15 protein-coding genes are annotated in these 12,480 nt (G+C 61.0%); 14 read left to right on the forward strand and 1 reads right to left on the reverse strand.

The window, feature by feature from the left end; all coding sequences use genetic code 11:
- From EXE42_RS14575 to EXE42_RS14635, 14 genes are all read left to right on the forward strand, one after another.
- Positions 1–511, forward strand: a 511-nt coding sequence (locus EXE42_RS14575) for a hypothetical protein (protein ID WP_241988394.1), incomplete at its 5' end; no start/stop codon positions are given.
- Positions 512–648: 137 nt separating this feature from the next.
- The gene (locus tag EXE42_RS20640; RefSeq protein ID WP_255510258.1) at positions 649–780 is read left to right on the forward strand and encodes an HVO_2523 family zinc finger protein; all 132 of its coding nucleotides are present in this window, start codon (positions 649–651) and stop codon (positions 778–780) included.
- Positions 781–939: 159 nt separating this feature from the next.
- Entirely contained in the window at positions 940–1,905 is a 966-nt protein-coding gene (locus EXE42_RS14580; RefSeq protein WP_137693912.1) for a phytoene/squalene synthase family protein, read from the forward strand.
- Positions 1,906–1,914: 9 nt separating this feature from the next.
- Positions 1,915–2,124 (forward strand): hypothetical protein, encoded by a 210-nt coding sequence (locus tag EXE42_RS14585; protein WP_092919819.1) that lies wholly within the window; start codon positions 1,915–1,917, stop codon positions 2,122–2,124.
- 70 nt (positions 2,125–2,194) lie between these two features.
- The gene (hisD, locus tag EXE42_RS14590) at positions 2,195–3,472 is read left to right on the forward strand and encodes a histidinol dehydrogenase (protein WP_092919821.1); all 1,278 of its coding nucleotides are present in this window, start codon (positions 2,195–2,197) and stop codon (positions 3,470–3,472) included.
- A 69-nt stretch (positions 3,473–3,541) separates the two neighbouring features.
- Complete coding sequence (locus tag EXE42_RS14595) at positions 3,542–3,916, forward strand: iron-sulfur cluster assembly accessory protein (protein ID WP_092919823.1); 375 nt, start codon at positions 3,542–3,544, stop codon at positions 3,914–3,916.
- 79 nt (positions 3,917–3,995) lie between these two features.
- Entirely contained in the window at positions 3,996–4,241 is a 246-nt protein-coding gene (locus EXE42_RS14600; protein WP_092919825.1) for a DUF5816 domain-containing protein, read from the forward strand.
- Positions 4,242–4,389: 148 nt separating this feature from the next.
- Positions 4,390–4,728 (forward strand): hypothetical protein, encoded by a 339-nt coding sequence (locus EXE42_RS14605; RefSeq protein ID WP_137694669.1) that lies wholly within the window; start codon positions 4,390–4,392, stop codon positions 4,726–4,728.
- A gap of 147 nt (positions 4,729–4,875) precedes the next feature.
- The gene (locus EXE42_RS14610; protein WP_137706808.1) at positions 4,876–6,213 is read left to right on the forward strand and encodes a tyrosine-type recombinase/integrase; all 1,338 of its coding nucleotides are present in this window, start codon (positions 4,876–4,878) and stop codon (positions 6,211–6,213) included.
- A 1,059-nt stretch (positions 6,214–7,272) separates the two neighbouring features.
- Positions 7,273–9,819 carry a phage/plasmid primase, P4 family gene (locus EXE42_RS14615; RefSeq protein WP_137706809.1) on the forward strand — a complete coding sequence of 849 codons (2,547 nt, stop codon included), beginning with the start codon at positions 7,273–7,275 and terminating at the stop codon, positions 9,817–9,819.
- The gene (locus EXE42_RS14620) at positions 9,816–9,998 is read left to right on the forward strand and encodes a hypothetical protein (protein ID WP_137706810.1); all 183 of its coding nucleotides are present in this window, start codon (positions 9,816–9,818) and stop codon (positions 9,996–9,998) included. The genes EXE42_RS14615 and EXE42_RS14620 overlap by 4 nt, the downstream gene beginning before the upstream one ends.
- A 60-nt stretch (positions 9,999–10,058) precedes the next feature.
- Positions 10,059–10,583: a hypothetical protein gene (locus EXE42_RS14625; protein WP_137706811.1), complete on the forward strand. Its 525-nt coding sequence runs from the start codon at positions 10,059–10,061 to the stop codon at positions 10,581–10,583.
- The gene (locus tag EXE42_RS14630) at positions 10,573–10,779 is read left to right on the forward strand and encodes a hypothetical protein (RefSeq protein ID WP_137694934.1); all 207 of its coding nucleotides are present in this window, start codon (positions 10,573–10,575) and stop codon (positions 10,777–10,779) included. The genes EXE42_RS14625 and EXE42_RS14630 overlap by 11 nt, the downstream gene beginning before the upstream one ends.
- Positions 10,780–11,001: 222 nt before the next feature.
- Positions 11,002–11,280 (forward strand): hypothetical protein, encoded by a 279-nt coding sequence (locus EXE42_RS14635; protein ID WP_137694935.1) that lies wholly within the window; start codon positions 11,002–11,004, stop codon positions 11,278–11,280.
- Between the two features lie 370 nt (positions 11,281–11,650).
- On the opposite strand, the gene EXE42_RS14640 is transcribed toward EXE42_RS14635, so the two are convergent.
- Complete coding sequence (locus EXE42_RS14640) at positions 11,651–12,070, reverse strand: PH domain-containing protein (protein WP_137695028.1); 420 nt, start codon at positions 12,068–12,070, stop codon at positions 11,651–11,653.
- Positions 12,071–12,480 lie beyond the last annotated feature (410 nt).

Below are 12,480 nucleotides of genomic sequence, written 5' to 3' on the forward strand. Positions count from 1 at the left end.
CCCGCTCCCCGACCGCGGCCGTCAGGGGGTCTTCGCTCATCGTCGGCGGTACGGTCCGGGACCGGCGGGCGGCGGCACGGCCGCGCCCGGCGACGGCGCTGCCGGCGCGAGCGGCTCCGGTCCCTCCGCGGCCGCCGTCGACCCCGACGCGCCGTTCGTGGCCCGGATCACCGGCGACGACGGCACCGACACGCGGCTGTTCGACGCGAGCGACCTCGGCCGCGTCAAGGGCGTCTTCGTCGAGGGCGACGAGTACCTCGTCCAGGTCGCGCTCTCCGACGCGGGCGTCGAATCGTTCCGGAGCCGCCTCGAAGCCGCCGGCGCGACCGACGACCCGGCGGCGTTCGTGGTGTCGATGACGCTCGACGGGACCGAGGTCAGGCGCGTCGAACTCGACCGGGAGACGGTCGACGGGCTCACCTCGTCCGAGTGGGGCGGCGTGTTGACGCTCCCGTTCGGCGAGGAGTCGGTCGCCCGGTCGGTGTTCGACCGACTGGCGAGCGACGACTGAGCGGTCGTCGAACCGCCCGGAACGACTGACTGGTCAGGTTTCCCGCTGGGGTGGCGGTGGACGGGCTGTGGGTGGCGGTGAACGGACCGTGGGTGGCGGAGGATAGGACTTTGGCTTTCGAGCCCGTGGGGTCCGACGTGAGAGACGGAGCCGCGGACGACGGCGGCCGCCCCTGTCCGGCCTGTGAGACGCCGATGTACCGTCGACACTGTAAGTACGTCTGCCCGGCGCACGGCGTCGTGTACGACTGTAGCGACACGTTCTACTGATCGGACGACCGCTCCGCACGCCCCACCGGCCGTCGGAATCTCCGCGCTCGACCGAGAGCCAAACTGAGTCGTGCGAACTGTTATGTTCTTGGAGGCCGATTTTTCTTCCATGATGGGCGACCCGTATGTGACCCTCCACGCCGACCCACCGAGGTCAGCATGGTAGAGCAAAACCAGGTTGCCCGGAGCAAGCGGATCCAGCGCCGCACCGGGAAGACGTTCCACGTCGCCACCCGGCTACTGCCGAAGCGGATCCGCCACCCGACGTACGTGCTGTACGGATTCTTCCGGATCGCGGACGAGGTCGTCGACGCCGAAGACACCGGATCGCCAGCCGAACAGCGGGCCGAACTCGACCGGCTCCGGGCGGCCGCGCTCGGCGAGGAGCCGACCGACGACCCGGTGTTGGAGGCGTTCGCCGAGGTGTGCGAGCGCAGCGGCATCCCCGACGAGGACGTCCACTCGTTCGTGGACGCCATGGAGAGCGATATCGACACCGACCGCTACGAGACGTACGCCGACCTGGAGGCGTACATGGACGGCTCCGCGGCCGCCGTCGGGCGGATGATGACGGCGATCATGGATCTCGACCCGGAGGCGGAGGCCGAGGCGCTCCCCCACGCGACGAAGCTCGGCGAGGCGTTCCAGATGACGAACTTCCTCCGGGACGTCCGCGAGGACGCCGTCGAGCGCGACCGGATCTACCTCCCGCTGGAGACGCTGCGGCGCCACGGCGTGAGCGAACAGCAGATCCTCGATCTGGAGTTCGACGAGAGCGTCGCGGCCGCGGTCCGCGAGGAGATGGCCCGCACCGAGCGCCTCTACGAGGAGGGCGTGGCGGGGATCAAGTACCTCCCCGAGGACTGCCAGCTCGCGGTGCTGCTCGCGGCGGTGCTGTACGTCGACCACCACCGCCTCATCCGGAACCGCGGCTACGACACCGTCTCGGCCACGCCGGAGCTGTCGCTCGCCCGGAAGCTGTCGCTGCTCGTTCGTACCCGCTGGAAGTGGCAGTGGAACCGCGATCCGGAGGCGGTGTTTTACGACATGTGTACCGACTTCGACCCCAGCCGCGAGCGCCACGGCCACGGTCCCCACGGCACGGGCGTCCCGCAGACGGACTAGGCGGTCCGCGTGGATCGCTCCCGGTTCGTCGCTCTCGCGTTCGCCGCCTTCGGACTCGTGTTCCTCTCGTTTCTCCTCCGCGGAGTCGCCCGGCTCGTGGCGCCCTACGGGGTCGCGGTCGCCGTGTCGGCCCCCGTCCTGGTCGCGGCGGCCGGCCTGCTCGCCGCGCTCGTTGTCCTCGCGCTCCTCGACGTAACCGGGATCAGTCCGCTGGAGTGAACGCGCCGACCGGTTCGGGGCGTTCCGACCGAGTCGGAACGCCCTTGCCCCGCCGCGCCCGAGGGCGCGCATGGACGTACGAACGGTTGCCGACCTCTCGCCGGCCGAGCGTCGCGCCTTCTTCGAGCGCGACGCCGGCGTCGAGGGGGTCCGCGAGGACGTGCGAGGCATCGTCGAGCGGGTCCGCGAGGAGGGCGACGTCGCGGTCCGCGAGTTCGCGGAGGAGTTCGACGGGGTCGCCGTCGGCAACGTCGACGTGACGGACGCGGCGGAACGGGCGCACGACGAACTGGCCGACGCGGACGACCCGGTCCTCGACGCCGTTCGGGAGGCGGCCGCGAACGTCCGCGAGTTCCACGAGCGCCAGCGCCCCGAGGACTGGCGCGACGACTTCGACGGCCGAGAGCTGGGTCGCCGCTTCCGCCCCATCGACCGCGTCGGGGTGTACGTGCCGGGCGGGTCGGCCGCGTACCCCTCCAGCGCGCTGATGGGCGTTATTCCCGCGGTCGTCGCCGGCGTCGACCACGTCGCGGTCGCGACCCCGCCCGCGGAGGAGCTCAACCCCGTCACGCTCGCGGCGATCCACGAGGCGGGCGCCGACGCGGTGTATCAGGTCGGCGGCGCGCAGGCCATCGCCGCGCTCGCGTACGGGACGGAGACGGTGACGCGGGTCCAGAAGGTGGTCGGCCCGGGCAACAAGTGGGTCACCGCGGCCAAGTCGATCGTCCAGGGCGACGTGGAGATCGACTTCCTCGCCGGCCCGAGCGAGGTCCTCGTCCTCGCGGACGGGACCGCCGACCCGGACCTCGTCGCGGCGGATCTGGTCGCGCAGGCCGAACACGACCCGAACGCATCCGTGGTCGCGGTCACCCCCGACGCCGACCTCGCCGCGGCGGTCGCCGCGGCGGTCGACGACCAGGCCGCCGAGCGCGAGCGCGAGGAGACGATCCGGGCCGCCCTCGACAGCGACGCCTCCGGCGTCCTCCACGCGCGTTCGATGCCCGAGGCGGTGCTGTTCGCCGAGGAGTACGCGGCCGAGCACCTCTCGATCGCCGCCGACGACGACGAGGCCCTCCTCGACCGGATCACGAACGCCGGATCGGTGTTCCTCGGTCCGTACTCCCCGGTAGCCGCCGGTGACTACGCGGCCGGAACGAACCACGTGCTGCCGACGAACGGCGGCGCGAAGCGGTACGGCGGGCTCTCCGTCGACACGTTCCTCCGGTCGTCGACGGTCCAGCGGCTCGACCGCGACGCCCTCGACGACCTCTCGGAGACGATCACGTCGCTCGCGGAGGCCGAGGGGCTGGAGGCGCACGCCGAGAGCGTGCGGAAGCGGTTCGAGTGAGGGGCCGACCCGCCCGATCGGATCGACCCGGTCGGCAGGGTTTTGAGTGTCGGCACCGAACGGGTTCGCATGAGTACCGAACCGGCCGACACCGGGACCGAGGGGAACGACCCGGCGATCGAGGTGACTCCGGACGCCGCCGAGGAGGCGCTCTCGCTGCTGGAAGGCGAGGGGCTCGACACCGACGTCGCCGGACTGCGGCTGTTCGTCCAGCAGGGCGGCTGTGCGGGGCTGTCGTACGGGATGCGCTTCGACACCGAGCCGGAGGACGACGATCTCGTCGTGGAGCACCACGGGCTCCGGGTGTTCGTCGATCCCGCGAGCAGGAACTACATCGGCGGGAGCACGCTCGACTACGAACACGGGCTCCAGGCCGCCGGCTTCGAGGTGGAGAACCCGAACGTCGTCTCGGAGTGCGGCTGCGGCGAGTCGTTCCGGACGTAGCGAGTCGCGGTTCGATTCTCGGGTTTTCTACCGACGTGCGAGTCCGCCGCTTAAGTCGCTCCGACGGGTAGCGGGAGCCATGAGTCTAGAAGCGTCGACGACGCCGAGCGGCGAGCGGGTGTACACCGACCGGTCGCGCACCGAGCGCGGCGCGGACGGCCCCTTCTACCTCGTGTTCGCGGACGAGGCGGGCGAGTCCCGCTGGGGGTTCCGCTGCGGCAACTGCGAGTCGTTCGACACCGCGATGGACACGATGGGCCGGATCCAGTGTACCGAGTGCGGCAACCTCCGGAAGCCGGACGAGTGGGACGCGGCCCACGAGTGAGCTCGCGGTGTGGGTTCCCGCCCGGTGAACGGTCTCCGACGACGAGCCGCGTCCGCGGTTCTCCCGGCTGTTCCCGGCGACCCGTCTGATTCTCCGCGCCCGTAATCGTGAGAAAGTTTATCACGGATGGTGACGAACTCCGAGGTAGATGGCCACTGCGAGCATCCCCCCGACGACCGAGGCCAGAGACGTCTTCCGCGAACTGGGATACACCGTCTCCGACGGCGGACGAGAGTTCGTCGCCGAGCGCAAGTGGCGGCGCGTGTTCGTGACGGTGCTGTGTCTGGACAACGACGATCTCGACCCGTATCTCGCAGACGGCGGCGACACGCCGAGACTCCGGTGTTTCGTCACGTGGCGCGACCGCGCGGCCGACCTCCAGGAGCGGCTCGTCGCCGCGAAACCCCCCTACGACTGGGCGGTGATTGGCATCGACCGCGACGGCGAGGACTTCGCCGTGATGGAAGGCGCGCCCGGCAGTCCGTAGCCGGGCGGCGACTCCCTCCGTCTCCGCCGTCCCCCGACGCGTATTTTTATCCCCCCGTGTTCCCTACCGACACATGACATGGTCTTCAAGAAGTTTAGCCTGAATATATGCGGTGTATTCTTACCAATCGCACGGGAATAGGCGGGTATGGCTCAAACGAAGCGGGAGCAATACGAGCGTAACCGGGAGCATTTGCGCGAATTGATGGAATCGGGCGAGGTGAATCGCCAAGACGGCGAGGCGATTCTCGAATGGTGCGACGGGTATGATGAGGAGAACGCGGTGACGACTCCGAACGACGCCGATAGTGACGCGAATCGTTGGGGAACGACGCGCGCCCCAACGACCCTCCGGCAATGGATTATTTCTCTCACCGCGTTTTCCCGCGACCTTGATGGATCACTACTGGACGCCACGGAACGGGAGCTGAATGAAGTGGCACAGCGGATGTATGACGGTGACGCCGTGTCCGTCACCAAATCCTTGTCGAAGAACACGATCCGGTCGCGTCAGAATTGTCTCAAGAAATTCCTCCGGCATATCGATAGTGACGCCGACCCGGACGGGATTGCTACCTTCGACAAACAAAGTACGATTGTGGATCCCGAAGATATGCTGACGCGCGAGGAGTTTCACGCAATCCGGAACGCACCAGAACACCCGCGCGATCAGGCAATTGTTGACCTATGCCTGTATACCGGCCAGCGAAACACGGGAATCAGAACGCTCCGGATTAAGGACATCAAGTTAGACGACGCCAAGTATCGGCTGAACGACTCGGCGGACGGGTTGAAGGGAGCCGAGTTGATCGGAACGTGGAACCCGCTTCTTGGTGCCGTGGGAAGCGTCCGCGACTGGTTGAATCACCACCCGGAACCGGAGAACGGCGATGCCTTCCTCATTTGTGAACGCCGTGATAGTCTCACCCGCGACCCGAGTACGACCATTAGCGACGACACGATGAATCGCGTGCTTCGGGAAGCGGCCGAAAAGGCGGCCAAAGAGGAGCCGGGAATCAAACAGAAGCCGACCCATGCGCACGCAATGCGGCACAACTTTGTCACCATGTGTAAGCGGGATTACGACCTTGATGACGACGTGATTAAGCGACTTATTCGGCACAAGCCGGAGTCGGACGTAATGACTACGACCTATGCTCACCTTTCGGATTCCGACTATATCCAGAAGGCGGAGGAAGCGTTTGGGCTTCGAGAAGAAGAGGAAGAGTCCCCGATGACGCCCGACCATTGTAGTGTGTGCCGCGAGCCGCTTCCACCGGCGGCAAAAGCGTGTCCGAATTGCGGAACCGTGTTCACTCCTGACGCGAAGAGCGCACAAGATACGCTGGACTCCGACGTGAAAGACTCCTACAAAGAGGTGGATCCAGACGACGACGAAACGATGGACAAAATCGATACGCTGGACGAATTGTTAGACGACCCCGACGTGAAAGCCGCGCTTCTTGAGAAACTATCTGAAGAGTAGGCTGTATCTGTTTTTTCTACTGTTATTTGACCGTAACGTACTTAAGACCATGGCCCGAATACCACTAATAGGAACACGCGTCACAATACAGCGGTAGATTGCCCATCCCTTCTTCGGTTAATAACGGACAGGCTGGTTCCTGTCCGTCAAAAGCAGGAAGTCAACGTGTTCGCCCACCCCGACAGGAGGGAGGCAATATCCTGTATGGGCCAAGTTTGGTGACCCCGCAATCGGTGGCGGGAGAGCTTGGTTTTCTCACATTGGAGTCACCCACAGCTTACCGGCCGATACGGCCGGGACGAAAGTGCTGTGCCGCTGTCGTTACCGTAACCAGTAATCGGAGCGGCAGGGTTTGTAACCGGCCTTGGGGAGTAATACCGCGAAGGTGGACCCTTCCCACGGTCGGGGAGACGGGCTTCATGCTGTTACAGGCGACTGGCCCGCTGTGTTGGTGGAAGTCCGGCCGGTGTATGAATCGATTGTCAAACAGTCCTTTCCACAAATATGTCAAACCGAACGACGATCACGATTACGACCGAAAATTGGCAGAAGCTGAATAGTCTGAAAGAGGAGCCGGGTGAATCATTTAATCAGGTAGTGGGGCGGTTAGTTGCTCAAGAATAAGTATTGGAGAGAGACGCCCGGCGGTGGCACACGGTTGCCTACACCTACCCACCGATTCCGGGCGTTCGGAAACTATACAGGGAGCGACCCCTGTGAGAGCGGATTTAATTGCTATATTAATGAGTCTTAGCAAAGAGACGACGACTGGAAAGATTAACAAACATCGCGACGACCTCGAAGAGCTTTCACAGACTGACCTACCAGCGGCCGACTTGGCTTCGGCTCTTTTGGAGGTGACGGAAGAGTGAGCCGGAGAGAGATGAAAGACGGTTGTGGAACCCCGTCTAAGTCAATTAACGAACCAGAGGCTGAAAGTCGTTACGCTGGATTCAATTGTCCCCATTGCGGCCGACCGACTCTTGTAGCAACTCCGGATGAATTGACGGACTTTCGGTGTAGTGTGTGTGAGCGTCGAGTCCGCGAGGAGGTAGCAAAATGAGCCGAGCGGAATCGCCGCCGGCGGATTCAACGGACCCGTATGAATCTGTTCCGGAGGCGTTGAAAGAGCGCGATCAATGGCTCATGTGGGACGCTTCTGGAGAGACGCCGAAGCGCCCGCATTGGAAGGGGGACTTCAACATTAGTTGGTCCGACCCGGAGACGTGGCATACCTTTGAGGCGGCGAGAGACGCCGCACAAGCCCGAGAGAGTTGGGGAATCGGTTACGTCATGGCCGCCGGAAACGACGGCTATGAAGCCGGTCGGTATGCCTGTATTGACATTGACGGCGGAATCGCGGATGACGGGAGCCTCAAGAGTTGGGTGCCTGACTTGAGCCGTTTCGAGGCGACGTATATCGAGCAATCGACCTCCGGAACGGGCTTACATATCCCCGTTGAGGGAGACAAAATCCCCGACTGGTGGACTGACGGCCAACTTGGAGAACATGAAGGCGTTGATCTCCTACAGAACAAATTCTGTATTGTCACCGGCGATAAGGTAGACGGCAATCCGGATTCAATTGATGACGTGAATCCCGCGCCGTGGCTGTTCAATGCCTACCAAGAGATTCACGATCGCGCCCCGTCGTTGGAAACGGTAGCGCAATCCAGCCGCGCCGGCGGCCGCGAGGAGTACCTTACTGACGACGACATTGAAGAGGCACTTTCCCACGTTGATCCCGACCTCCCGCACGAGGAATGGATCAAAGTCGGCTTTGCTGTTCACGACTTTGATGACGGGAGTACGGGGAAGCGACTGTTCAAGAAGTGGTCGAAGCGTGGCGCGAAATACGATGACAAAGCCGAGCGTTCAATTGACTGGATTTGGTCGGACGCTTCGGAAGGCGCGGGCGTCACTCTTGGCACACTAATCCATAAAGCGAAAGAAGGCGGTTGGACGCCGCCGGGAGGTGGATCGTCGGTCGTTGACCCCGGCGGTCAAGCCCGCCAAACACCCTTCGAGGAAGCGATTGATTCAACGTGGTTTGATGACGGCGGACAAGTCGTCAAAGTCCAGCCGACCGAAGAGTACGACGCCGCCGAGCTTGTGGAACGCTTCGAGAATCCAGACCGACTAACCACAGCCGAAACAATCGCGGTCAATGAGGTAGCGGGAGGAGATAGTTTCCTCAAGAACGCGAGCGACTGGACCGTAAGAGAACGCGACCGCGATCCGTATGCCGACCTCTCGCTTCAGGAGTTGAAGAACGTCGCGCTTCGAGAGATTCCCGACGAACGGATCGCGTGGCTCTCCAAACGCGAAGAATGGTACTGGTGCGATACGTCCGGCATTTGGCATAGCCACGGTGATGAGTTTGTCCGTCGCTGGTTAGATTCCGAATTTGGGGACCACTACCGGAGTCGGTTGCGGACGGAAGTATTAGACCAACTGAAAGCCCGCACACAAGCCGATGAGGCGGCGTTTGGTGGCGGGCCGCCCGGAACCATTGCCACCAAGAGCGGGCTTCTGGACTTGGAGACGCGCGACTGTCGGCCGATTCAGCCGGACGATCGTGTTCGGTGGCGGCTGGATACTGAATATGACCCTGAAGCGGATTGCCCGCGTTGGAAGGCGTTCCTTGGTGACGTAGTTGAACCCGAATCAATCCCGCTCCTACAGGAGTACATCGGGTTTTGCCTACGTCATTGGGACTTACCGCGGAAGAAGTCCCTTATCCTGTTTGGGCCAACTGACGCCGGGAAGAGCGTGTTCTTAGACGTGGTTCGAGCGCTCTTCGGAGGTGACGACAGCGTTAGCACCTCAAGCACCTCAATCCAGTATCTGGCAAATGAGCGTTGGGGACCGGCGCGACTGGTGAACACGGCAATCAATATCCGGAACGATCTGGATAACTCAACCATTGAGAACACGGGGAAAGTCAAAGAGATAATCGCTGGTGACGCCTTGGACGCCGAGCGGAAACGGAAGCCGGTGTTCAAGTTTTCACCCACGACAAAGCATATCTTCGCGGCCAACCGTGCGCCGACCCGCGACGTTGATGACGATGGGTTTTGGAATCGGTGGCTCACCGTGTTCTTTCCGGAGAGTGTCCCCCGCGAGGAACAAGACCCACAGCTGACGGACAAACTGAAAGCCGAGCTTCCGGGGATTCTCAACTGGGCAATAGACGGTTACGCCCGATTGATGGAACAGGGGCAATTCACCAACGAACCTTATCCCTTCGAGAATCGGCAAAAGTGGGAGCGATATGGGAACAGTATCGAGCAATTCATTGAACGATGTACCGATGACGACGGCGGCCATGTGCCGAAGCGGACCACCAGCGGTGGAACCGTGGGGGCATACGACTCATACCTTCGGTTTGCTCGAAACAATGGCTTAGAGCGTGAATCCCTACAGAAATTCACAGCCGAGCTTACCAAACGCGGCGAGGTGACTCAACGACAGCGGACCGTTGATGGAAGCCGGACCCGGTGTTATGTTGGTCTTGAGTTGACCGACGACGCGCCCCGTCCAGAATCGGACGCAACTGACGACAATGGGGAATCCACCGGAACGGGGTTAGGAGAATACCGATGAACGCCACACTATCCGACATTGTTGACCGGAACACGTTGGCGGTCATCTTGGTAGCGATATTAGCCTTCGCCGGTCAGGCAAACGGAACGATTGCTGTTCTGACGATCGGTCTAATCCAGATTGTCGACCTCCCGGCGTTGGTCGGCGTAATCTGTCAGGAAGCCCGCGAAGGCTGTTAGGTAATCGGCCGATGACCCGGCGAGGGGCGAGGCACTTGGAGAATCTGGTTAGATCTAACCATGAGTACGAACTACAGCGAGAGCGACAAGACGTATCGAATTGAAACCACGATTTCCGGCGGCACCATTGAAGATCCCGTTACTGGCGAGCGGCATGAAGTTGTGTCCGATGACGACGGGCGCGGTGGAGAAATTGAAGTGACCCGTCCAGATAGCGCACAGGCATTAGTGCGGGGAAGTAACGCGATGGACTTTGCTGGTGACGCCCCGACGACGGGCGAGGTGGAAGCGGCGCAGAAGGCCCGCTTTGAGTTTGGTGATACCGATGTGTGTATGAGATTTGCCGAGTCGTATCACCGCGACTTTGAGAGTATGAGTCTGGACCCGGCCGAAGGGTTCGACCCGAAAGAAGGCGCGGCAAACAACGGGCCGCGTATGAAGGCGAGCAAAATGTACCATGACCTCAAAGAGCGAGGCTATGAATCCGAAGCGGCATACCTTCGAGCGCTCCCGTCCGTTGGGATTCAAACCGACTTTTGCGACTATCTCACCGAACACGAGGCGATCCAACTCAATGACGACTAACAACGACCTTAGCGACGAATGGGAAGCCCTCAATCGCCGCGAGCGGCGCGAGAAGGCGCGTGCGATTATTGAGGACATGGAAACGCTACAAGACTCCCCCGACTCCCTGAAAACCGACGTGGCGGCACTTGTCGGCACAGAGAGTTTTGAGGAGGCGGTCGACGACCTCGACGTATCGTGGACTGACCGGCTCTAATCGCGGCGCTCCCGATGACCCGGAAGGCGAGGGATCTGTTCATTGTGTAGAATCAGGGCCGCAGGCCCATTTTTTCAGTACCCCGGTGGCGGCTTTTGGCCGGGATTCCAACGGTGATGAAACCGTGACTAAGCAACTACCAATTACGTTCCCGAACCCGATGTATAGCCATAAGAACCCCGCTCCCGCCCGAATTGAGGATGAAACCCCCGGTGGTTGGCCATGAGTGAGAGCCAACGCGCGAGCGCGGACGCGAATGATGACCTCCCGAACCGTGGCGAGATTCAAGACTTACTGGAAGATGGAATCCGGGAAGCGCACAGGAAAGTCAAAGAGGGACGGGTATACGACGCCGAGAATGAGAAAGTGCGGATCAAATGGATTCGGGCGTTAGCATACGCGGCTAACGTTCATCGGCAAATCCAGAACGACCGCGACTTAGAGGAGCTATCCGAACGGCTTGAGCAACTTGAGGAAAACACAAATGCCCCGAAAAAGTAAGCGCGAGATTGAATCAAGAATCGAGGAGTTGGACGACGGCGACTTGGTTGATGGTATCGACGTGATTGAACAGCATTTTTCTGACGAGTATCCGGACCCGCCCGAACGGTTGGTTCGGGAGGCATGGGCCGAACAGCTACGACCCGACAATGACACGGAAGAGTAAACGCGAGATTGAACAGCGACTGGAAGAGTTAGACACGGACCCGGCGGACGAATATCCAACGGTGACGTTGGCTGGACTTCTTGCGTGGGAATGGGAATCCGTTGATGAGGAGCGCAACCTGAAGCGACGACAAGAGACGGGCGAGATATACTATCACCCGGAGTTAGACCTTGAGGGGTTGGGAAATACTCCGAACGATAGCAATTAGTTACGCTGTTGCTCCCGGATCGTGTTGGCTATTTCATCGTAATTAGGAACACCAGCGAAGGTAACAAGCGACGCGCCGGTTCCCGATGAAAACTGGATGTTTCCATGACCGATTAGTTTCTCACTCCAAGAGGCTCCTGTTTGGAGTTGGCGAATATCCTCAATCCGATATTCGTTGGTTGATGAACCCAGTATCCCCGTCTTTTGAATCACCCGTTCGGTTGTAACAACGTATCTGGAATTATACCGGGCCAGTATCGGGACAAAAATGGTAATAAAACCAATTCCAATGAACATGAGGAAGATTGACCCAATGATCCACCCGGCCCAATTTGACCATGACGGTCGGATATTATGAAGCACCTCTTCACCCTCAAGTAGGGTTACGCCGTCGGCAGAAGGCACACCGTTCGACATACTCCCGTATTTCTATCAATACACTTAGTGATTTGGGAGGTTTGTTTCGGTTAATCTTAACCAACGCCGGTGGGTTCCGAATCTTCAATGTTGGTTAAGGATAGCGCCACCGTGGCGTTTACCCTCAATTAGTGCCGGTGTTCACAGGGTTCACAGCATTTCCTCAACTTAGGAGAATAGTGAGAGAGAAAGAAGAGAGTCATATATACAAACAAAGTAGGGTGAACCCCTGTGAACCCTGTTCACCTAAGCGATCCTCGCCGGGGGAAAATATATTCAACCGGGGACTGACCTCTTTGTATCCGGTGCGCGTAACCGTGCGCTGGATAAGAACACGGTGAATACATCAATGGTTTTCAAGAAGATCACGCTGATCGGGACGAGCGAGGAGAGCTTCGACGCCGCGGCCG

The sequence above is a fragment of the Halorubrum sp. SP3 genome (assembly GCF_005435195.1).
Classification (GTDB): Archaea; Halobacteriota; Halobacteria; order Halobacteriales; family Haloferacaceae; genus Halorubrum; species Halorubrum sodomense.